A 22,575-nucleotide genomic window follows, 5' to 3' on the forward strand; every position below is an offset into this window, starting at 1 on the left:
GTGGCCACGCTGAAAGATCCGGGCGCTTTCAAGACGATCGGCGAATTGTCGAGCGAACTCGGCGTCGCCCAGCACATCCTTCGCTATTGGGAGAGCAAGTTTCCCCAGCTTCGCCCGCTCCAGCGCGCCGGCAATCGCCGTTATTATCGCCCCGCCGATACCGAGCTTGCGCGGCGTATCCACGATCTGTTGTCGAACCAGGGCTACACGATTCGCGGCGTCCAGAAATTGCTGTCGACCCGCGGCGGCGAATCGCCTGCCCCGGCTCCAACGCCAGCGCCACCCGCGCCTGCGCCTGCCGAAACCCCCGCCGCCACTGCGTCACCGGTCGATTTCGAGCGCCTCGTTGGTCTGCGCGACCGATTGGTCACCGCGCTCGGCGAATAAGGTCGCTCGCACCCGCTGCAACGCGACGTCGAGCGTTACCCGCGACACCCTCACCTCCGACGGGAATGCACTCAGCAATCGCGACGGAAACGCACTCGACAGCATCACGAATAGCCCCTTGTCGCCCTGTCGCCGGATCAGCCGCCCGAACGCTTGGCCCAGCTTGGCCTTGACCATCCGGTCGTCATAGGCTGACCCGCCGTTCGCCATCCGCCGCGCCGCATGAAGCACCGTCGGGCGCGGCCACGGCACCCGCTCCATCACCACCAGCCGCAGCGAATCGCCCGGCACATCAACCCCGTCGCGCAACGCATCGGTGCCGAGCAAGGACGCGCGCGGATCATCGCGAAAGATATCGACCAACGTGCCGGTGTCGATCGGGTCGACATGCTGCGCGAGCAACGGCAGCCCCGCCCGCGCCAGCCGGTCGGCAATCCGGGCATGGACCGCGCGCAATCGCTGGATCGCGGTGAACAGTCCCAGTGTCCCGCCGTCCGCCGCCTCGATCAGCCGCGCATAGGCCCCCGACAGCGCCGCAATGTCGCCGCGCGGGATGTCGTTGACGATCAACACCTCCGACTGGCCGGCATAATCGAACGGACTCACCGCCTCGAAATGCGCGGTCGGATTGGCCAGATGTAGCGCCCCGGTCCGCGCCTCGGCCACCGGCCAATCCTCGCCCCCGCGCAGCGTCGCCGATGTCACCAGCACGCCATGCGCGGGCTCGAGCACCGCCTTGGCAAATGGCCGCGTCGGGTCGAGCCAGTGGCGCCGGAGGCCAATGTCATATTCGCGCCCCTCAACCCGGTCGATCGCCAGCCAGTCGACGAAATCGGGATCGACCGACCCGCCGATCCGCCCCAGCAATGCAATCCACGCGGCCAGCGTATCGCGCCGCCACGTCAGGCCGTTGATCGCTCCTTCGACCCGCGCCCGCGCCTGCGAGTCGAGCCAGTCGGGCGCATCCTCCAAGATCGCCTCGAGCCGCCGCGCCAACGCAGCCAGCGGCTTGGCCAGCGCCTCCAGCGCTTCCATCGCCGCCGCCGATGCATCGATCAAAGCACCGTCGGGATCGGCCAGCTCCGTCTCCAGCCCATAGCCCGCTTCCTGCGCCTTGGCCCGCGCGTAAACCGTCCCGCGCGCTTGGTGGAGCAAGCGCTCGACCGGCCCGAACGGATCGCCCTCGACAATCCGCGCGATCCAGCCATCGCTCGGCAATGACCGTGCCGCCTCGACCGCCGCGTCGAGCGCCTGGTTGCCCTGCTCATCATACGAACAGACATCGAGCAACCGCGCCGCCAGTCCCCGCCGCCGCCCACGCGACTTGCCTTCCGGCCCAACAATCCAACGCCGCATCTCGATCGCTTCTGCGCCCGTCAGCGCGACCGAAAACGTCGAATCCGCCGCATCGAACAGATGATGGCCCTCGTCGAACAGGATTCGCGTCGGCGCATCGGGCCGCCCGCGCGCCGCATTGACCATCACCAGCGCATGATTGGCGATCACCAGATCGGCCTCGCGCCCGGCCCGCTCGGCGCGCTCGATGAAGCATTTGCGATAATGCGGGCAGCCAGCATAAACGCATTCCCCGCGCCGGTCAGTCAGCGCCGCCGCCCCCGCTCGCCGGAACAAGCTCGGCAACCAGCCGGGCAAATCGCCGCCGACCATGTCGCCATCCTTGGTGTACGCCGCCCACCGCCCGACCAGATGCGCCAATATCGCCGCGCGCCCCGCGAACGCGCCCTGCATCGCATCCTCCAGATTGAGCAGGCACAGGTAATTCTCGCGCCCCTTGCGGATCACGATCTTCGCTTTGCGTTCGCCTGCGTCGGGGAAAAGCTTGTGCCCTTCGCCGTCCAATTGCCGCTGCAGCGCCTTGGTGAAGGTCGACACCCACACCGTCCCGCCGGCCGCTTCCGCCCACAAAGCGGCGGGGGCCAGATAAGCCAACGTCTTGCCGATCCCGGTCCCGGCTTCGGCGAGCAACATGTTGGGTTCCCCCGCCGCGCGGCGTGGCGCAAAGATCCCTGCCGTCTCCGCTGCCATCGCCCGCTGCCCGAGCCGTGGCTCCGCCCCCGTGCCCGTCAGCGTCGCCAGTTTCGCTTCCGCGTCCGCCCCCGACACACTCACCGTCCTTGGCGGCGGGCGCTCGGATTGCTCCTCCCATTGCGGTAATCGCGTGAACAGCATCCGCTCGCCGCGCTCGGGCTGGACCACCCGCTCGGCGACAAACGGTGCCCACGCCCAGCCGAGCCGGTAGAGCGTCCCGTTGGCGGTCCACGCCCCCTCGCGCTCGCCCCAACTCGCCTCGCCCAGCCGGTCAAGCAACGCCCGCGCGATTCCAAGCAGCACCTCCGCCGCATCGCGCTCGTCGTCCGGCGGCTCGATCCCTACCGCGCGTGCCATCCCCGCGACCGTCGGCACCGCGAACCGCGCCGGGTGAACGAACGCGAACAGCTCGAGCAAATCGAGCCCCGACACATCGGCATAGCCCAGCCGCTGCCCGACCAATGGCGCATTGAGGATCACATGCGGCGTTTCCGCCAGCCGCCGGATCGCCTCGCTCCGGGACGCCTCGCGTAGATCACCCCCCACCGCAATCCAGATTCCGGCATGGGTTGCATGGAGCGCGGGAAGGGGCAAAGGAGCGGCCACGCCTAAGCATTGGCCGCACCGGAACGAAAGGGCAACAGTTGAGCGACGAAGCGATCCGCACCGCCGCCATGACCTCCAAGGCCTGGCCCTATGAGGAAGCGCGCAAGCTCATCAAGCGCTATCCCGACGGGAAGCCCGGCGCGGCCCCCATCCTGTTCGAAACCGGCTACGGCCCCTCAGGGCTGCCCCACATCGGCACCTTCAACGAGGTCCTGCGCACCACCATGGTCCGCCACGCCTATGAGGAGCTGACGGGCAATCCGACCCGCCTGATCGCGTTCAGCGATGACATGGACGGGCTGCGCAAAGTCCCAGACAACATCCCCAATCCCGAAATGCTCACCGCCCACCTCGGCCAGCCGCTGACCAAAATCCCTGACCCGTTCGGCACCCACGACAGCTTCGCCGCGCACAATAACGCCATGCTGCGCCATTTCCTCGACCGCTTCGGCTTCGATTACGACTTCGCCAGCTCGACCGACTATTATACGTCCGGCAAATTCGACGACGCCATCCGCGGCGTCCTCGCCCAATGGGACGCAATCCTCGGGGTGATGCTCCCCACCCTGCGCGAAGAACGCCGCCTGACCTACTCGCCGATCCTCCCCATCTCCCCCACCAGCGGCCGAGTCTTGCAAGTCCCGGTCCGCGTAGTCGATGCTGCCGCCGGCACGATCGCCTTCACCGACGAGGACGGGGCGCAAATCACCCAGTCCGCGCTCGGCGGCCTGTCGAAACTGCAGTGGAAGGTCGACTGGGCGATGCGCTGGGTCGCATTGGGCGTCGATTATGAAATGGCCGGCAAGGACCTCATCGACTCGACCATCCAGTCGGGCAAGATCGCGCGCATCCTTGGGAGCCGCCCGCCCGAGGGCTTCAACTACGAGATGTTCCTCGACGAGAAAGGCGAGAAAATCTCCAAGTCGAAGGGCAATGGCCTGACCCTCGACCAGTGGCTGACCTATGGCAGCGAGGAGAGCCTGGCCTTCTTCGCCTATCGCGAACCGCGCAAGGCCAAGTCGCTGCACATCGGCGTCATCCCCCGCGCGGTCGACGACTATCTTCAGTTCCGCGGCAATTATGCGGGGCAGGAAATCACCCAGCAGCTCGGCAATCCGGTCCACCACATCCACGGCGGCAAGGTGCCCGACGGCGTACTTCCACTGACCTACGGGCTATTGCTCAACCTCGCCTCGCTGCCGGGTGTCGACAACAAGGAAACCGCATGGAAATTCGTCCAGCGCTACGCCCCCGGCACCGCGCCTGAGACCGATCCAGAACTCGACACCCTCATCGGCCTCGCGGTCAATTATGCGCGCGATTTCGTCGCCCCCACGCTCAAGCGCCGCGCGCCAACCGACATCGAACGCGCCGCGCTTACCGAACTCGACACCGAGCTAGCCAAACTCGCCCCCGGCACGCCGGGCGACGAGATCCAGAACCTCGTCTTCACAATCGGCAAAAACCACGATTTCGAAACCCTGCGCCACTGGTTCCAGGCGCTCTACGAGACATTGCTCGGCAGCAGCCAAGGCCCCCGCATGGGCAGCTTCATCGCGCTCTACGGGGTGGAGAATAGCCGTAAGTTGATCGGGGAGGCGCTAGCGGCGCCGGAACGCCGCACTTCCTAGGTCCGACTTCCTGCCGCCACCGGATCAAAGGAACAGCCAATTCCAGCCGGACTATTTCGCTAAGCCGGTTTGACTTGCTCCACAAACGCGCGCTTATTTCTTACGATGGGACGCGCGCAAATCCTCCCCCGCCATGCACCGGCTGCTCCCCTCGACGAACCGGATTGTCTGACGCCCTTGACCACGGCGGACCAGCCCCGCGAGCCTTGGGACCGCGACTTCATTCGCGTCGGTCGCTCGCGGATTGAGGGGACGGGGGTGTTCGCCAAGCGGCGGATCCACCGTGGTGCACGGATCATCGAGTATCTTGGTGAGCGGGTCGCGACCGATCGGTTGCTCGCGCCGGTACCGGGCGCAGAGCCGGCGCGGATCTACGTATTCCGCCTCAACGATAACGTCGTGATCGACGGTGCCCGCGGCGGCAATGCCGCGCGCTTCATCAATCACAGCTGCGCGCCCAACTGCCAGGCCTATGCGTTCGACGACCGGCTCTACATTTATGCTCTGGTTGATATCGCGCGCGGCGACGAACTGACCTTCGATTACAAGCTCGCTGCGCCGTCGGGGCTTGCGGCGGACAGCGACCGCGACAGCCATGCGTGCGCGTGCGGCGCCGCCACCTGCCGGGGCACGATGCGGCAATCTGCGCGAGACGACTAAATTCTCCATCCATTGGAAAAGGAACTGTCATGGCCAAGATCACCAACCGCAGACGCAGCGCCGCCGCTTCATCGGGTGCTGCGCTCGCCGCTGTCATGCTGGCCGCGCCGGGGCTTGCAGCGCAGCCCGCCGCCGCGCCGGTCGATCAGGCAGCCGGGCAAAGCCCCGCGCAGGCCAGCACCGCGCGCAGCACCGGCTACGAAAAACAAATGAGCGCCACCCGCTCGGTTAGCCACATTAAATTCAAGTCTGAATTCAAACATAAGGACGAATATTCGGTCGCGGGGGTGGGCGATGGTCATGTCGTGTTCGAGGACGAACGCGGCCAACTTTTCTATGTCGACGATGCCACCGGCGACCAGAAGTTTGTGTCGCGCAAATTCTACATGAAGGTCGAATTGAACCGGGCCGGCAGGTCCGTTCCGTGGCAAAAGGGCAAGAACACCAGCAAGGTCACAATCCTCGGCCTCGACCAGGACGGCAGGACGATCATGAGCAACGCCGGGGGCGAGAAATTCTATCTCGATGCGGCGACCGGCGACATGATTTTCGTCAAATAGGGCACCGGGCGACGCGATCTGGAACTTCGTCCTGGCTTCTGAAAACCACGAATCTGAAAGCCTGCGCCACTGGTTCCAGGCGCTCTACGAAACGCTGCTCGACTCTAGCCAAGGCCCCCGCATGGGCAGCTTTGTCGCGCTTTACGGGGTGGAGAATTCGAGAAAGCTGATTGGGGAGGCGCTAGCGGCCGTCTAGGCGGCTTATGTCCGCTTTCGACCCATTGCAGACATTGGCACTTCTGGTAGCCTTGGGCTTGAACGGGGACCTGTATGCATTTCAGTTCGGTAAGTCTCATGATCAGCTGGATGGCGGCATAGCGCATGTTTAAAACCGTCCGTCATTGGTGGCGGGGAGAGGGCGGCAAGACCACCGCTCGTCTGTTTGTGTTCGAGCTGTTTGTCGTTGTTGCCGGCGTGCTTATCGCGCAGGCCCTGGCGGGTTACGTCCAAACTCAATCCGAGCTCGCCCGAATGGAGTCCGAGCGCTCACGCATTCGCTACGAGTTGGCGTCCACGCACTCGGGGATTCGAAGCTGGGCTGCTGCTGTGCCGTGTCTCGACAGTCGAATGACGGAGGTTATGACCGGGACAGCGATCGGAACAAGCGCTCTGCATCGGCCGCGCTTTCCCACACCATCACTCACGGCGCCGACAACGGAGATTCTGGACCTTATCGCCCGACGATATGGCGTCGAGGAAAAGGATCGCCTGAATTGGATAGCTGAGAACACGGCCAACGCTTCACGCGTGATTGCGTCGATCATCTCAAGATGGGGTCGGTTAATTGTGATAGATCCTCAGTATGGGAGCGTGACCTCTACCGACTATAGCGAAGCGCGTTTGGCCGCTGCAGATATCAAAGCGGAGTTACGGGCCATGGAAGTGCTTTCGACGGACTCAAATGCCGTTCTCGCGAAGATGAAAATTGTGCCGCGGAATCAAAACGAGCCAGCGTATGGCCCGGCAAAAACATGTGCCGCGATCTGGAAGAGCGGTAGGCTCGATCCGCCGCTCGCGACCCGCTGATGTGCGGTGGTCAAGATCACGCGTGATCCTATTCCTAATGTCCGCTTTCCACCCAAAGCGGACGTTAGCTAAGACCCACCTCCCGCTGCCTCAAGAGAGTAGCTTCGCAGCCTAACCCAGTGTCGTGCTCGCCGGTCCCCCGGACCGGCTGCGCGCGTCACTGCTTCGCCTTCACCCAGTCGTCAATCTTGCGCTCCAGCACCGCCAGCGGCAGCGCGCCGCTCATCAGCACTTGCGAATGAAACTCCCGAATATCGAACTTCGGCCCGAGCGCTTTTTCGGCCCGCGCCCGCAATTCGCTGATCTTCAACTGGCCGATCTTGTAGGCCAGCGCCTGCCCCGGACTGGCGATGTAGCGTTCGGTCTCCGCCGTCGCATTGCTTAAGCCGCGCGAGCTATTGTCGAGGATGTACTGGATCGTCCTCTCGCGAGTCCAGCCCTTGGAATGGATGCCGGTATCGACCACCAGCCGGATCGCGCGGAACAATTGCGAATCGAGATAGCCGAAATATTGATACGGGTCGGTGTAGACGCCTAGTTCGCGCCCCAGCGTCTCCGAATAGAGCCCCCAGCCCTCGACATAAGCGGTATTGCCGCCGAACCGCTGGAAAGCGGGCAGCGCTACATTTTCCTGCGCCAGGCTGATCTGGAAATGATGCCCCGGCGCACCTTCGTGGAGGTAGAGCGTTTCCATCGCCGGGGTCGATCGCGATGGCAGGTCATAGGCGTTGAAATTGAACACCCCGGGCCGGCTGCCGTCTGGATTGCCGCGACTATAGGATCCGCGCGCGGCCCCCTTTTCGGTCAGTGCCGGGGTCGGTCGGATCAACAATGCCGTCTTGGGCAGGGTCGCGAACAGTTTCGGCAGCGTCGCATCAAGTTTCTTGCCGGTCGCGACATATTGCGCCTGCATCCATTCGCGCGATTCCGGCCTGAACTTGGGATCGGTGCGGATGTGGTTGAAGAATTGCTTGAGCGTGCCGGTAAAGCCGACCTGCTGCTTGACCGCCGCCATCTCCGCCTGGATGCGCGTCACCTCGGACAGGCCGATGCGATGGATCTGGTCGGGGGTCAGGTTTGTGGTCGTGCTGCTGCTCGCCAGATAAGCGTAAAGCTTGTCGCCACCGGGCATCGCCGACAGTCCGACCGTGTCGCGCGCCTGGGGCAGATATTCGTCGGCGATGAACGTCCGCAGCCGCACCAGCGCAGGGCGGATTTTGGTCGCCTCGGCGGCGACATACTGCGCCTTCAACCGCGCCTGGTCGGCCGCCGGGATCGTCGCCGGGAATTTCTGTACCGGTTTGACGAAACTGCTCTTGTCGCCCTGCTGCGCCAGCATCGCGTCGAGCTGCTCGACGACATTGACCATCACCAGCTTGGGCTGCGTCACCTTGCTCTTCATGCCCTCGCGCATCCGCCCGATCGCACGATCGATGTAGGTCACGAAGCCGTCGATCCGACTTAGCTGGTTTTCATAATCCTGGACCGTCTTGAACGGCGCCGCGCCGTCGCCGCTGCTCAATTCCGCAAACGCGGTATGGATGCTTCCGAAATGGTCGATCGGGCGGACAGCGGTCAGCGCCAGCAACTCGGGCTGCAGCCCGCGAAGATCGTTCGTCCGCTGCCATTGGAATACGTCGTAGGAGATGCGTTCGGATGGCGTCAGCCGCACCCGGTCGATCCGCTTCAGCACCGCCAGGTCGGCCGTGGCGGCGGCACGCTCGGCGGCATAATAAGCGTCGCTGATGCCGTCACCGAATTGGCCGGCGTAGCGCATGTCGCCGCGAAACATTGCGCCCAGCGGATTGCGTTTGAGGTCGCTCTCGTTGCTCGCCGCGAACAGCGCCGCCAGCGCTTGCGACGGCCTTGGCGCGACCGCCGTCGATTGGGTCCGCGCGGTCACGGGCACGGCGCCGGCAGCAAGGACGCTCGCCGTGCCGATCAGGATTGCGACCCATTTCATGCCGACCATCCTCAGCTCCCCTTCTTCTCCGCAATCCACGCGTCGATCTTCTTCTCCAGGATCGCCAGCGGCAGTGCGCCGGTCATCAGCACTTGGGCGTGGAATTGCTTGATGTCGAATTTGTCGCCCAGCTCGTCCATCGACTTCTTGCGCAGCCGCTGGATGGTCAGCGCGCCGATCTTGTAGGCCAATGCCTGACTCGGGATCGCGATGTAGCGTTCGACTTCGGCGGTGGCGTCGGTCTTGCCCATGTCGCTGTTGGCGAGCATGTAAGCGATCGCCTTTTCGCGGGTCCAGCCCTTCGAATGGATGCCGGTGTCGACCACCAGCCGCATTGCGCGAAGCATCTCGTCGCTGAGCGTTCCGAAGCGCTGATATGGATCCTTGTAGAATCCCATGTCGTAACCGAGCGTCTCCGAATAGAGCGCCCAGCCTTCGACATAAGCCGTATTCCCGCCGAACCGCATGAACGGCGGCAACGCCTCATTCTCCTGCGCAAGGCTGATCTGGAAATGGTGCCCCGGCGCGCCTTCGTGGAGGTACAAAGTGGTCATCCCCGGCGTGGTCCGCGACGGCAAATCGTAGGCGTTGAAGTAGAACGTGCCGGGCCGCTTGGCATCGGGTGTGCCTTGCTCGTAGCTCCCGCCGGCCTGGAATTTCTCGATCGTCGGATCATATGGCCGGATATCGAGCTTGGCCTTGGGAATGGTCGAGAAATAGTCGGGCAATTTGGCGTCGACCGCCTTGCCGATATCATAATAACCCTGGGTCAGCGCCTCGCGGCTCTTTGGCTTGAGCTTGGGGTCGGCGCGCAGATGGTCGAAGAATTTCGCCAGGCTTCCCTTGAACCCGACCTCGGTCTTGACCTTTTCCATCTCGGTCGTGATCCGTGTCACTTCGCTTAGGCCCAGATTGTGGATCTCGTCGGGGCTCATGTCGAGCGTGGTCGTCGAGCGCACGAGGTAGCGGTAAAGCTGGTCACCGCCGCGCATGTACATCAGCCCCGCGCCGTCGCGCGCTCGGGGCAGATATTCGGTCTTGAGATAGTCGCGCAGCCGCTTGGTCGCGGGGTACAGCTGGTCGGTAATCGCGGTTCGATACTCGCCCGTCAGCCGCGCCTTGTCGGCCGCGGAGAAGCTCGCCGGAAATTGCTTCACCGGCCCGTAATAAGCCGAATCCTCGACCTTTTGCGCCAGCTGGTTGTCGAGCTGCTCGATGACATTGCGGATCGTCAACTTGGTTTCGACCACGCCCGACGCCTCGCCCTCGCGGAACCGCCCGATCGCCCGGTCGATCCACTGCACATAGCCCGCGTGGCGCTTCAGATTATTGTCATAATCGACGACCGTCGCGAACGGCGCCGCGCCCTTGCCGTTGGCGAAGGTCGGGTAAAATGTCTGCAGCCCGAAGAAATGGTTGAGCGGCCGCGGCGTGCTCAAGCGAAGCAGTGCCGGGCGATACCCTTCAATGGTATCCGTGGTCGAATATTCGAACACGTCATAGGCCAATTGGTCGGTGGCGTTGAGGCTGGCGCGGTCGATTGCGCGGAGCGCCTGCAAATCGCTCACCGCCGCCGCGCGGCTGGCGTCGTAATAAGCATCGGTGATGCCGTCGCCGAACTGGTCGGCATAACGCAGGTCGCCGCGAAAAATGCCGTTCAGCGGATTGAGCTTGAGGCTCGCCTCGTCGCTGTCCTTGAACAATTGGAACAGGCGCTCGTGCGCGCCTGCCACCGCGACCGGGGCCGGCGCCTCGGCCGTCACCACCGCTGGCGGTGCAATTTGGGTGGTCGCACATCCGCCGAGCAAGGCGGTCGACAGGAACAACGACATCGTGGTGGCGCGAGCGATCATGGTAAACTTCCCGAGACTGAATGCAGTGGTGCGCTAAAACGGCAAGGGCGCCGCGACAAGTTGCCGCGACGCCCTGTTCGACCAACGGCCGACCTGATCTACGAAGACGGCCTGATCTACCAGAAGAAGCCGTAGATTACATCGACCACTTCGCCATTCCATGTATCGATCAGCAGCGCGTCATTGTGATAGCGCACCCAGCGATACGGGCCATAGGCCGGCGGCAGGCGATACTGCCACGGATCGCTGATCCAGTAGTTCGACCGGTAATAGCTCGGGTACATGTACGACCCGATCCCAAACCGGTTGTACGAATAACCGAACGGATCATAGTAAAAGCCGATCCGAAAGATCGAGCGATGACGGTCGCGATGGCGCCGCCAATCGTAGCGATGATCGTTACGCCAGCTGCTCGTCCAGTAACTCCCATCGCGCCGATCGCGATGGGCAATGCGCGCGTCGCGATTTTCCGGGGCCGGCCGACCGACCAGAACGGGGCTTGTGCCGGGCACCGGGCGATAGCGACCCGGCCGCCCGACGACGCTGCCGTCCTGAACCGGGGGCTGCTGACCGCCCGCCTCGGCGCGACGCTGCCGTTGCTCGCGATATTGCTGCATCCGCTCGTCGCGCGATGCCTGCCCGTCCTGTTCGCCAATGCCACGCCCGCCGAATTCCCGACCGCGCTCACCATCCCGGCGCTCGACTTGGACTTCGCGTCCCTGGCGCTCGACCTGGACGTCGCGTCCGCGGCGCTCGACTTGCACCTGGCGCTCGGACTGGACGGGTTGCTGGACCTGCACCTGGCGCTCGACCTGGACCAGCTGGCGTCGCTCTTCACGCGGCGCCCGCTCGGGCCGCTCCGCGCGCTCAGCACGTTCGGCCCGCGCCGGCCGATCGTCGGATTGCTGCGCCTGCCGGTCCTGACGCCCTTGGCGCCCGCCTTCTTCCTGCGCCGCAGCCATCGCCGGAACGGCGCTGGTGGCGAGCAAAACAAACATGGTCAACTTACGCATCTTACGCTCCAAGCGATTGATCTACTGCGCTGGAATTTGCGACTCGCCAGATGAGCCGTTGCTGAACCGTTATTCTGGCGCGATGGATGGTTGCGGAGCGGCCTCGCGCGCAATGGTGTTCAGGCTGTCCCCGCCGGTCATCGCAATCGAGGCGCGGGCGATGGCTTGTTTCATTCGCGGCCCGATCCCGCAGCGACAGATATTGGGCAGCGCTTCCACCTCGGCCTCGCTCGGGCGCGGGTTGGCCTTGAGCAATGCCGCAATCGCCAGGATCAGCCCCGGTTCGCAATAACCGCACTGGCTGACTTGCTCCGCCGCCCAGGCCTGCTGGATCGGGTGGGTGCGGTTCGATGACAATCCCTCGATCGTCACCACCTCGGCCCCCTCGAGCGATCCGATCGCCACGGTGCAGCTGGTCACCGCGCGCTGATCGACGATCACCGTGCACGCCCCGCATTCGCCGGTGTCGCAGCCATATTTCGCGCCAGTCAGATTGGCCACATCGCGAAGCGCCCACAGCAATGGCGTGGCGGGGTCGAGATTGAAGCGCAAAGCTTCGCCATTGATCGTCATGCTCGTCATCGTGGCCGACGCTACCGCCCTGCCCGCGACTTGCAAAGCCGCGCATCGCCAGCAACATGAAGCGATGAGCCAGATTCACACTAGCAAAGGCGCGATCGGCGTTGTCGAGGCCGGCGGCGGCAATGCAACGCCGCTCATCTTCCTCCACGGCGTTGGCTCGGACAAATCGGTGTGGGCCCCGCAACTGGCCCATTTCGGCCGGTCGCGCCGCGCGGTCGCGCTCGACTATCCGGGCTATGGCGACAGCGACCCCGCTCCCGACGCAACCCGAGACGATTTCGCTTCGTCCATCCTCGCCGCGATGGATGCGCTCGATATCGACCGCGCCCACATTTGCGGGCTGTCGCTCGGCGGAGTGATCGCCATTGCCCTCCACGCCGCCGCGCCGAGCTGCTGCGCCTCGCTGATCCTCGCCGACAGTTTTGCGGTTCATCCCGAGGGGCAGGCAATCTTCGACCGCTCCGAGGCCGCCAGTCGCACCGTCGGCATGCGCGGCCTGGCGGAGGCGCGCGCCGGCGCCCTGCTCGGCTCGCTCGCCACCCCCGCAATGCATGAAGAAGTGATCGAGACGATGAGCCGGATCGACCCCGCTGCTTACGTCATTGGGGCGCGCGCGGTATGGCTCGCCGACCAGGTCGATCGCGCAGCGGCAATCAGGGTGCCGACGCTGGTGCTGGTCGGGGACGAGGACAGCATCACGCCCCCGGGCTTGTCGGAACATCTGGCGGGCCTGATCGCGGGGGCGAAACTCGAACAGATTGATGGTGCAGGGCACCTCGCCAACCTTGAACAAATTCTTGCCTTCAACACCGCGATCGATCGGTTCCTGTTGGAAATCGAATAGAATTCCGATAGTTACGGCGTTCTTAACCAAAGCCTTTAGGCTGGCATTCGCCTCGCTGCGTCAAAAGCGGGGGCATGAAGACGCTTGCGCTCACTATGCTAGCTATCGCCGCCACGTCGGCCCCGGCCGCCGCTCAGGTGGCACCGGCCTACGCATCATACAGCAAGACCGACGCCATTCTTGGCGGTGCGCCAAGTGCACTTGCAGCGATTCTCGCCAAGCAGTCGGGCGCGCCGGCGATTGCAACGCACGCCGCCGTCATTCCCTCGCCCGAAAGCCGGGGCGCGATCTTTGCGCCGGCGGTATTGCCAAGGCCGATTGCGCCGGCGCCGCACGTCGCTGTCGCGACCGATCGCCCCGACGTATTCGGTTCGGTTGCGCTGTCGGTGTCGCATACCTCGCTCGACAAGCGCTGGACCACGGTATCGCGTGCTCCGGTCGGTGCCCGCGCCACTAACTTTGCGGCCAGCGTTGCCAACCAGGGGGCATTTGACCGGATCGATGCGGTCAACCGCTTCGTCAACAGCCGCGTCGTCTTCGTTAACGACAGCCAGCAATTTGGAGTTAGCGATCGCTGGATGAACGCTGCCGAGACAATCCGCCGGGGTCGCGGCGATTGTGAAGATTTTGCGATCGCCAAGCTGCAGATGCTGCGGCGCGCGGGGTTCGCCGACAAGGATCTCTATCTCGTGATCCTGCGCGATACCGCCCGACGTGCCGATCATGCCGTGCTGGTGGTGCGCGCCGAGGGCCGCATGCTGGTGCTCGACAATGGCACCAGCCGGATCGTCGATAGCGCGATGATCACCGACTATCGACCGATCTTCAGTTTCTCGGGCGACAAGGCCTGGACGCATGGATATCGCCGCGCTGAACCGCCGGTGATCCTCGCATCGAACGATCTGCCGGTGAAGTCGGCGATAGTCGAAATGGCGTTGATCGATACCCGCGTCACCCCGGCCAGCCGCTCAAACTAGTGGCGCGGGATTAGCGCTCGCGAAGCGCTTCGCTGCGGGCCTTGAGGAACGGTTTCATCAAATAGGCCAGGATCGACTTGCGCCCGGTGATGATCTGGGTGTCGGTCATCATGCCCGGCGTGATCGGCAATTTGCCCATATGCGATTGCAGAAAGCTGCGCTGGGTTTCGACCAGCACCGTGAAGAAAGGCGCGCGCTCCACTTCATCATAAATCGAATCGGCAGATACCTGGACGACCTTGCCATCGAGCCCGCCATAGGTGGAAAAGTCATAGGCGGTGACCTTGACCAACGCCTTGTCGCCAACCTTGATGAAGGCGATGTCGCTCGGCTTGACCCGCGTTTCGATCAGCAATTTCTCGCCCATCGGGACGACTTCCATGACCTTTTCGCCGGCCGCGACGAAGCCACCGATGGTGTTCATTTTCAAATCGTTGACGACGCCATCGACCGGCGACCGCAATTCCATCCGGCCCAGTCGTCCCTGCGCCCCACGCAGCGACTGCTGGTTGACCGCAATCTTGGTGTTGAGCTCATTACGCTGGTTGAGCGCGTCCTGGCGAAACTGGAAGTTGGCTTCGCTCGCCTGGTTGAGTGCTTCACGCACTGCGGCCTGCGCCTGTCCGCCCTGCTCACGAGCAGCCGCGATCCGGCCTTGAAGATCGATCACCTCGCGACGCGCCGTCAGTAATTCGGTTTGCGGCACAATATTCTTGGCGGCCAGCGGCTCGAGCATGCTGACCTGGCGCTGCGCGAGCACCAGGCTTCCGCTCAGGCTGCTGACTGTGGCATTGGCTTCGGCCGCTTCCCGCCGGCGTTGATCGGCGGACGCGCCAAGTGCGCCCATCCGGCTACGCAGCGCCGACTGGCGTACTGACTGAAGCGCGGCTTCGTCGGCGCAGGTCGCGCCTTCGCAAGCGGTCGCGGCGCCGGTGCCTTCGCCGGTCAGGCGGGACGCGCGCGCCTCGAGCGAACTGGTCTCGGCCTCGATTTCGCCGAGCCGCGACTGGCTGGTCGGATCTTCCAGCCGTGCCAGCAATTGGCCGCGGCGAACCGTCTGGCCCGATCGGACCAATAATTCGCGCACCGTTGCCGGCTCGGCGGACTGGATCAATTGCACCTTGCTCGACGGGATGACCTTGCCTTGGCCGGCGGTCACTTCATCGACCCGTGCGAGCGATGCCCACAGCAGGAAAATCGCAAAGCCGACTGCGGAGATCACGATGATCCGCTTTGCGCCGGTCAGCGGTTCTCGGCCCTTGGTGAGCGCGGAAAGGAAGGGAAGCGACGCCATGATCTTGGATACTCTACTAACAGGTCAGCGCGACGCAATCACGCGGGTTGCTGCGGGTGCGCCATTCTGGGGCGCAATGACCGGCCTGGCTTGCTGCTCGGCGATCGCTTTCGACGCCGCGCCGGCCTCTCCGGGCAGCGGGATATTCAGCGTCCAACCCTTTGACGTATCGAGCAAACCACCGACATCATTGGCTGCCCTGGCAATCGGTGGCCCCGCGTTCAAGGCAACCGCTGCAGCATCCGGATCGATCGCGCTCGATGGCGGTTTCACCCACATTGCGGGCCGCAAACTCAACGGATCGCGCGGTTCGCCAATGTACCGCCCGTTGAACGCGGCAACCTGCCCCCATGCGCCTGGCCAGCGATAGAAAATATGCGCCCCCAATTTGGTGATCTTGGTCAGCAACGGCGCCCAGCGCGGCGCGACATAGTCGGCGTGATAATGCGTGGCCGATCCAACCGATTGCTCGACATGACCTGCCAGCGCAGCACGAGCGACCGCTTCCGCGACCTTCCACGCCGCCGCTTCCGGCCGGCGATCCAGCGAGCCGTCGCAGACGAAACTGAACTGGCACACCGGCGTTGCATTGCGCTGATAGACCACGCCACAAACCGACTTGGGAAAGGCCGGATGGCGCATCCGGTTGAGCACGACCTGCGCCACGGCGCGGCGACCGTCGATCGGCTCAAACCCCGCCTCGTAATAGACCGCCTGCGTTAGACACAGCACCGCACGGCGCTGGTCAAGCGTTTCGCCTGCGGGCAGGATGAAGGCGCGGGCCGCCTGAATCGGCGCTGCGCTAAATGGCATTGCGGCGTTGATCAGTTCCGCCTTTGCACCCATCGCCTGGACTTGTGTGGCTTGATCACCGCTTGTTGCCGCAACCAACGCCGCAGCGCGTTCCGGCGCGACCATTTCCGCCCTGGCGATCGACGGGCGAAGCAAGCTCGTGGCACCAATGGCGAATAGGCTTGCTGCCGCGATCAATGCGACCAGCATGATTGCCCAACGGCGCACCGCAAAGTCATGGCGATGGGCATGAAGCCAGCTCATTGTGCCTGCCCCTTTGTCGCACTTGCAAGGCGGCCAAGGATCTCGTCGCGTGGGCCATCGGCGAAGATCCGGCCCGCGTCGATCACGATCAGGCGGTCAACGATCGACAGCATCTGGTGACGGTGAGTCGAAACGATCAACGTCTGATCAGGCGCAAGCGCACCCTTCAAATGGTCGATGAAATAGCCCTCGGTCTGGGTATCCATCGCGCCGGTAGGCTCGTCGAGAAACAGCATCTTCGACGGACTGACCAACGCGCGCGCGAGCACCAGCAGCGACCGTTGCCCACCCGACAGCCGCGAGCCGCGTTCGCCAACCGGAAGATCGAACCCGGCGGCGTCGCGCGACAGGAAGATGTCCGCGCCGGAGCGGGTTACCGCATCGATCAGTTGCGCATCATCGGCCCCGGCCGCGCCGAGCATCAGATTGTCGCGTACCGAGCCGCTGAACAATTCCGCATCCTGCCCGACGAAGCGGAAGGATTCGCGCACCTGATGCGGATGATATTGACGGCTATCGAGCCCATCGATCGTCATCACGCCATCACCAAGCTGGTAAAGGCCGCACAACACCCGCCCAAGTGTTGACTTGCCCGACGCGACCTTGCCGATAATCCCGATCCGCTCACCCGGTTCAATCTTCAGATCGATATCGGAGAGCGACGGCAGTGATGCGCCTGGGTAGGCGAATGACGCATGGGACAATTCGATCTTGCCGACCCGGATTTCCGGAACGATCGACCGCGAGGCGGTGCTTCGTTCATCCTCCAGTTCCATCATCTCCTGCAGCGAGTCCATCGTCGTCATCGATTGCTTGAAACGCGTGATCAGGAAGGCAAACTGGCCAACGGGCGCCAGGGCGCGCCCGGCCAGCATGACAATGGCGATAATCGCGCCCATCGACATTTCACCGGCGTTGAAGCGGTAAAAGCCACCGATCAACAGACCGACACTGATCACCTGTTGTGCCAGCGATGCGAGGTTGATCGCGACTGCGGTCGTCTGGCGCATGTCTTCCTGAGTGGCCGCCGACATCGAGGAATAGCGCCGCCAGCGACCGAGCATCTGGCCCTCTGCGCCTGCCGCTTTGAGCGTCTCAATCCCGCCCAGCGATTCGACCAGCACCGAATGCTGCAAGCTTGAATCGGCCTGTGCATCAAGCGCGGTCTGACCCATCCTCTTCTGCAGGCCGAAACCGGCAAAACACATGATCGCAATCCCGACCAGCGGCACCATTACAAGCCACCCGGCAAGCACCGTGATCAGGATCAGGAACAGCAGGAGAAAGCTCATGTCGACCAGCAGCACGACCGTGGTCGATGCAAAAAAGTCGCGCACCTGCTCATATTCGGAGACGCGCTTGGCCATCGCGCCAGTGCTTCCCTGACGCGCCGCCATCGGCAGGTTCATCACTTTTTCGAACAATTTCTGGCTCAACTTGGCATCGAGCTTGCGGCCAATTTCATCAACCAGCCGTGACCGAGCCAGCCGCAGCAGGAAATCGAACCCGAGTGCCAGCGCGACACCCAAAGCGAGCACCCACAATGTCGGGATGGCCTTGTTCGGAATGACCCGGTCATAGACGTTCATGGTGAACAGCGGCACCGCCAGCGCCAGCAGGTTGACGACCAAAGCCGCTAGCAAAATCGGCCAAAATTCGCCGCGAACCTTCCACACTTCGGACCAGAACCAGTGACCACGCTTGGCTTTATCCCACGGGCGTTCGGTTTCACGCTCGCGTGTCGGATCGGCCTCGACGAACACCGCGCGCCCGGTGAACGCCCGGTCGAGCTCGGCGAGGGATACCCACATCGGATCGGCCATGCCTGGCGCATAGATCAGCCCGTCGCCGGCCTTGGTTTCGATCAGCACCGACGCGCGGTCATCATTCAGTTCGAGGATCGCTGGTAGCCGCTGGCTGGGCCAATTCTTTAACCGGCGAACGAGCGGCTGGCCGCGCATGCCGATCTGGTCGAGCGCGGGTTCTACCTGATGGAACGGAAGGTTGCCGGTGTCCGACAAGGCAAGACCAGCGCGCAGGAGAACCGGTGACGACGGCCGGTCGGCCCCCCGCGCGAGGAATGCCAGACAATCGAGGACGGGGTCAATCTCACGCGAAGGCGCGGAATCCAGCCAATGCATGAAACTCAACGCCCGTCCCCTTCAATTCAGCGTCCGCCTGTCGGTGCGGCAGCTTGCACCGGAGCCGGCGGGCCCATCGTCGACGACGGCGGACCCATAGCCGGCGCAACCAGGCTATTTTCTTCGAGGTCAGACGCCGGGATCGGATTGACTCGATAATGCGTGCGCTCATCGCTCCAGGCCGCGCTTGGCATTGCGACCCCAAGCGACTCGATCAGGCGGTTGGTCGAAGCCAACAACCGATATTGGGCATACAATTTGGCCAGACGTGCGGTCTCGGCCTGCGCCTGCACATTGTTGCGCGTGTTTTGCGCATCAAGCACGTCGAGCAACGACCGTCGTCCGACGTTGAACTGCTCACGATAGGACAGCAACAGATCATCCGAAACGCGGCTCTGGGTTTCCAACTCGGTGGTCAAGCGGGTCTGGTTGGTCAGCCTGCTCCACGCCGATCGAGCATCTTCCTCGGCACGGCGAGTTTGTTCGAACACCCGGGCATGCGCCTCATCAGCGCGTGCTTGTTGCTCGCGAACATTGTTGACGTTGGTGGAGCCGTTGAACACCAGCCAACGCATTACGACCCGAGCCTGAAGGTCGGTAGTCTTGCCGCGGAACCCGTCAATGTCGTCACCGACCCGGGCGGTTCCCTCAAGATTGACTCGCGGCCCCAGTTCGGAGCGAGCGGCGCGCGTCACTTCACGCGCTGTCGACAGATCGGCAATCGATTCCTGGACGCGCGGATTATTGGCGCGCGCAGCAAGTTCAGCTTCCTGCAACGTGGCGGGAAGATATTGTGACAGGTCGGGCGGCATCGACACGCTGTCGATTGGAATCCCGGCGAGCGTCTGGAACTGGATCGCCGCCGTATCGAGATCTTCGCGCGCTTCCGTCAGCCGGGCACGCGCCGATTGCAGCCGCTCTTCGGCCTGCTGCTGGTCGGCGATGCTGATCGAACCTTTCGAAACGCCTTCGCGAAGATCGCCAGCAAGCTTTTGATGAAATGTCGCATTGTCGTCGGCGATCGCCACCAGCCGCTGCTGAAGCAGATAATCGATGTAGGCGCGGGAGACGTTGAGCGCGACGAACTCGGACCGTTCTTCGATCCGGGCTGCAGCGGCGTCAGTGCGCGATGCCTGGCGGCGAATTTCCGCCTTGCGCCCACCTCCGTCAATCAGCAATTGGTCGGCCGTCACGCTCGCTTCGACCGGATACAATGTCTGGCTGGCGATGCCGATCGACCGACGGGTCGGGTTCTTCAGCTGGCGAACGCCGGCCGAGGCCTCGACCGAGATGCGTGGCAACCACAGCCCTTCGGCTTGGCGACGCTCGGCCTGGGTCGCATTCTTGTTGGCGACCGCCTGGCGGATTTCGGGGTTGGTATTGAGGGCAGCCTGAACGGCATCCTTCAATTCGATCGCCGCGGCGGGCGAGGCGGCCAGGAGCAATACTCCCGGGATAGTCAACAGCCAGTGCTTATTCATGTCTCCCCCCTTCTGGTCTATCCATGTGCGGGTCCCCGTCCACGGGGGACCCGCCTCAGGTTCAGCCGTTTGCAATCGGCTGGATGGCGTCGTGATGAAGCACCAAGGCTTCGGTCGTGATGGCGTTGGTAGCGGCGAACGTAAAGCCACCGCCATGGCCAGTGTCCCAGCTCGGCACGGCGCCGTTGCCAAGACTTGCCATGATCTGCGGCTCAATATTCGCGCCGCCCGCCGAGCCCGGCAACGCATTGAGCAATGCGTTGATGTCCAGGCCATGGCCGCCGCCTTGAAGCGCTTCGGCAACAAGCAGCTCGACCGACTTGGTCGACTGGGCGGAAACAAGGTTGCCCATCGCCGACATCGCATCCGCACTCGGCATGGCGATGTTGGCGGCCAGTGTCGGCATCGCAATCTGACTGGCGATCATGTCCGTTCCGCCAAGCAATGCAGTTGGCGCGAAGCCTGCACTGTGTGCGCCGCCAATCTCCCCGATCGACACCGTGCCCGGCTCCATCGAGAATGACGTCGACTGCACGAAGTTTGCAATCGTGAACGCACCCCGCATGTCGCCCATCAGCGCCGGCATCGCCGTGTCAGTCGCAATGCCAAGTGCCGACAGATCGAAGTGAGTCGCCGGCAGGACATCCTGAACCTGGGGACCGATGCCCGCTTTTTCATCGCCGGGCGATGCCGCCGCTGGCGATGCCACCAGGCCTGCCGCTGCGACCGCAGCCGCCACGACCACGCTGTTGCTGTTGGCAGCGACGCGTTCGGCCTCTGCACTGGTACGATTGCTTCCCGTCTGGAAGCTCGCGTCAGCCGTCGTGCCCGTCGATCCGTCGGTCCTTGTGAAGGTTCCCGAACCGGCGACCGTGACGTCGCCATTGGCGGCGTCATACGCTTGGCCGTCGCTGACCAGGCTGATGCTGGCAATACCGGCATCCGCGAGGCTGGTCAGTTCATTGCCGTCGACCACTCCATTGCTGTTCGCGTCATTCCAGACGGCAAACATCGTGAAGTCGGCGTCGCTGGCATCAAGCTGCGCGCCATATTGAGCATGGAGCGCCTCAAGATCGGTAACCCCGTCGCCACCGAAGACAAATTCGGAAGGTCCATCGACCAAGCCGTTGGCGTTCGCGTCGCGCACCAGGATGCCATCACCGGCGGCAACCCATGCCGTCGCTTCCGCAAGGCCGTCTTGACCATAATCATAGGTCACGCCGGCCGAATGATCGAGGAAACCAACCACCCCGTCGCCATTGAGATCGAGCGCGACCGGGGCCGCAGGGGCGAAGGGTACCAACCCCGTCTGCACGTGGATACTGAACGCGCCCGTCGATGTGGAGTCTCCGTCACCGTCGGTTAGTGTGACCGTGGCCGGGATGGTCACGTTTAGTACCGTGTTCTGGACACCTACCGACACCAGGTCGACCTTACCGCTACCAGTTCCGCTGGTGAACATTTCGATATCGGCAATAAACTTGCCGGCATCGGCAATGAACTTCCACGTCCCGTCATTCACGTCGGCTTCCGGAATATGGCCGGATGTAAACGTGCCGTCGGTGTAGTGGACGACATACGTAATGTCGTCACCCGATGCGAAACCAGGAGCGCCCGCATTGTATCCAATCAGATCGAAGGTTGCCGTGCTGATGTCCGGCAGTGTGATGCCTGCTGGGGGCACAAAGCCACCCGCGCCGTCAGGATTCGCCAGCGGCTGCGAGCCGAAATCCCAGACGAATAATTCGTCGGTGCCGTTGAAGTTATTATTGTCGATACCCCAACCGGTCGTCGAACCATTTACCCCGGCAGTAACGTAATTCGAAGCGGGCCCGGCACTGCCTGTCGAAAGCCAGGTGGCCTCATTGAATGTGCCGCCCATGTGATAACCGGAGATCACCGCCAGATGCTGCGTCCCGGCAACGTTGTCGAGTACTTGGCCCTGCGATGTCGGACCGGCACCAAACGACGATGAACCGCCAATCGCCGTTTCCGTAACCGATGGGTCAAGCGGATTGATCAGGTCGAAGACATATTGGCCCGAGGTTCCCGCACTGGGATTGACGGTAATTGTAAACACCGCCGTGGTTTCACCTACCTGGTGGATGCCGTCGTTGTTTGTGTCCTGATAGGCGGTCAGGACATTGCCCGATTGTACGGTGAGCAAATTGAACCCGCCAGACTTGAGACCAGTCACGTTGGCCGTAATCGTCATTAGCGAGCCTGCACCGTCGGCACCAGGAGTGAAGTGCAGTGTGCCGATCGCAGGGGTCTGAGTCGGATCGTTGTTCGTCTGTTGGCTCTGGACCACGCCAAGGCTCGGTCCATCATCCTTGAACACCAGGTTCGAGGCGATGTTGACGCTCGCGCTGACCGGATCATTGTCGCGGTCGGTGACCACCAGGGTCAGGCTGATCAGGCTGTCGTTGGCAATCGAGATCGGCTCGTCATT

16 protein-coding genes and 1 pseudogene are annotated in these 22,575 nt (G+C 63.3%); 7 read left to right on the plus strand and 10 right to left on the minus strand.

The window, feature by feature from the left end; all coding sequences use genetic code 11:
* Nucleotides 1–387: a MerR family transcriptional regulator gene (locus tag RMN73_RS10515; RefSeq protein ID WP_309603279.1), complete on the plus strand. Its 387-nt coding sequence runs from the start codon at nt 1–3 to the stop codon at nt 385–387.
* Here the strand turns inward: RMN73_RS10515 and RMN73_RS10520 are convergent.
* Nucleotides 322–3,042 carry an ATP-dependent DNA helicase gene (locus tag RMN73_RS10520; RefSeq protein ID WP_309603280.1) on the minus strand — a complete coding sequence of 907 codons (2,721 nt, stop codon included), beginning with the start codon at nt 3,040–3,042 and terminating at the stop codon, nt 322–324. The genes RMN73_RS10515 and RMN73_RS10520 overlap by 66 nt on opposite strands.
* Nucleotides 3,043–3,110: 68 nt before the next feature.
* Here RMN73_RS10520 and RMN73_RS10525 point away from each other — a divergent pair, with 68 nt between their 5' ends.
* The 4 genes from RMN73_RS10525 (at nt 3,111) to RMN73_RS10540 (ending at nt 6,919) form a co-directional block, all read left to right on the plus strand.
* Nucleotides 3,111–4,673, plus strand: a complete 1,563-nt coding sequence (locus tag RMN73_RS10525) for a lysine--tRNA ligase (RefSeq protein ID WP_405051561.1) — start codon at nt 3,111–3,113, stop codon at nt 4,671–4,673.
* A gap of 105 nt (nt 4,674–4,778) precedes the next feature.
* Nucleotides 4,779–5,333 (plus strand): SET domain-containing protein-lysine N-methyltransferase, encoded by a 555-nt coding sequence (locus RMN73_RS10530; RefSeq protein ID WP_309603282.1) that lies wholly within the window; start codon nt 4,779–4,781, stop codon nt 5,331–5,333.
* A gap of 29 nt (nt 5,334–5,362) precedes the next feature.
* Nucleotides 5,363–5,893 (plus strand): hypothetical protein, encoded by a 531-nt coding sequence (locus tag RMN73_RS10535; RefSeq protein ID WP_309603283.1) that lies wholly within the window; start codon nt 5,363–5,365, stop codon nt 5,891–5,893.
* A gap of 321 nt (nt 5,894–6,214) precedes the next feature.
* A complete protein-coding gene (locus RMN73_RS10540) occupies nt 6,215–6,919 on the plus strand; it encodes a hypothetical protein (RefSeq protein ID WP_309603284.1) in 705 nt (234 codons plus the stop codon).
* Between the two features lie 157 nt (nt 6,920–7,076).
* On the opposite strand, the gene RMN73_RS10545 is transcribed toward RMN73_RS10540, so the two are convergent.
* The 4 genes from RMN73_RS10545 to RMN73_RS10560 all read right to left on the minus strand — a co-directional run bounded on the left by RMN73_RS10545 (nt 7,077) and on the right by RMN73_RS10560 (nt 12,330).
* Nucleotides 7,077–8,882: a DUF885 domain-containing protein gene (locus RMN73_RS10545; RefSeq protein WP_309603285.1), complete on the minus strand. Its 1,806-nt coding sequence runs from the start codon at nt 8,880–8,882 to the stop codon at nt 7,077–7,079.
* A gap of 11 nt (nt 8,883–8,893) precedes the next feature.
* On the minus strand, nt 8,894–10,735 hold the full coding sequence (locus RMN73_RS10550) for a DUF885 domain-containing protein (RefSeq protein ID WP_309603286.1): 1,842 nt from the start codon (nt 10,733–10,735) through the stop codon (nt 8,894–8,896).
* A 116-nt stretch (nt 10,736–10,851) separates the two neighbouring features.
* Nucleotides 10,852–11,748, minus strand: coding sequence for an RcnB family protein (locus RMN73_RS10555; RefSeq protein WP_309603287.1), 897 nt, complete (start codon nt 11,746–11,748; stop codon nt 10,852–10,854).
* Between the two features lie 69 nt (nt 11,749–11,817).
* A complete protein-coding gene (locus RMN73_RS10560) occupies nt 11,818–12,330 on the minus strand; it encodes a 2Fe-2S iron-sulfur cluster-binding protein (RefSeq protein ID WP_309603288.1) in 513 nt (170 codons plus the stop codon).
* Nucleotides 12,331–12,394: 64 nt separating this feature from the next.
* Between RMN73_RS10560 and RMN73_RS10565 the strand changes: the two genes are divergently transcribed.
* Together RMN73_RS10565 and RMN73_RS10570 are read left to right on the plus strand one after the other, a co-directional pair.
* Nucleotides 12,395–13,174 carry an alpha/beta fold hydrolase gene (locus RMN73_RS10565; protein WP_309603289.1) on the plus strand — a complete coding sequence of 260 codons (780 nt, stop codon included), beginning with the start codon at nt 12,395–12,397 and terminating at the stop codon, nt 13,172–13,174.
* Nucleotides 13,175–13,248: 74 nt separating this feature from the next.
* The gene (locus RMN73_RS10570; RefSeq protein ID WP_309603290.1) at nt 13,249–14,151 is read left to right on the plus strand and encodes a transglutaminase-like cysteine peptidase; all 903 of its coding nucleotides are present in this window, start codon (nt 13,249–13,251) and stop codon (nt 14,149–14,151) included.
* A 10-nt stretch (nt 14,152–14,161) separates the two neighbouring features.
* On the opposite strand, the gene RMN73_RS10575 is transcribed toward RMN73_RS10570, so the two are convergent.
* From RMN73_RS10575 to RMN73_RS10595, 5 genes and pseudogenes are all read right to left on the minus strand, one after another.
* Nucleotides 14,162–15,445, minus strand: coding sequence for an HlyD family type I secretion periplasmic adaptor subunit (locus RMN73_RS10575; protein ID WP_309603291.1), 1,284 nt, complete (start codon nt 15,443–15,445; stop codon nt 14,162–14,164).
* Between the two features lie 24 nt (nt 15,446–15,469).
* Complete coding sequence (locus RMN73_RS10580) at nt 15,470–16,501, minus strand: cell wall hydrolase (protein WP_309603292.1); 1,032 nt, start codon at nt 16,499–16,501, stop codon at nt 15,470–15,472.
* Entirely contained in the window at nt 16,498–18,642 is a 2,145-nt protein-coding gene (locus RMN73_RS10585; protein WP_309603294.1) for a type I secretion system permease/ATPase, read from the minus strand. The genes RMN73_RS10580 and RMN73_RS10585 overlap by 4 nt, the downstream gene beginning before the upstream one ends.
* A 26-nt stretch (nt 18,643–18,668) precedes the next feature.
* Nucleotides 18,669–20,123: a TolC family protein gene (locus tag RMN73_RS10590; protein ID WP_309603293.1), complete on the minus strand. Its 1,455-nt coding sequence runs from the start codon at nt 20,121–20,123 to the stop codon at nt 18,669–18,671.
* 61 nt (nt 20,124–20,184) lie between these two features.
* Nucleotides 20,185–22,575 (minus strand): annotated as a pseudogene (locus RMN73_RS10595) (hypothetical protein); the annotation flags it as partial.

The sequence above is a fragment of the Sphingomonas sp. genome (genome assembly GCF_031372575.1).
GTDB lineage: Bacteria > Pseudomonadota > Alphaproteobacteria > Sphingomonadales > Sphingomonadaceae > Sphingomicrobium.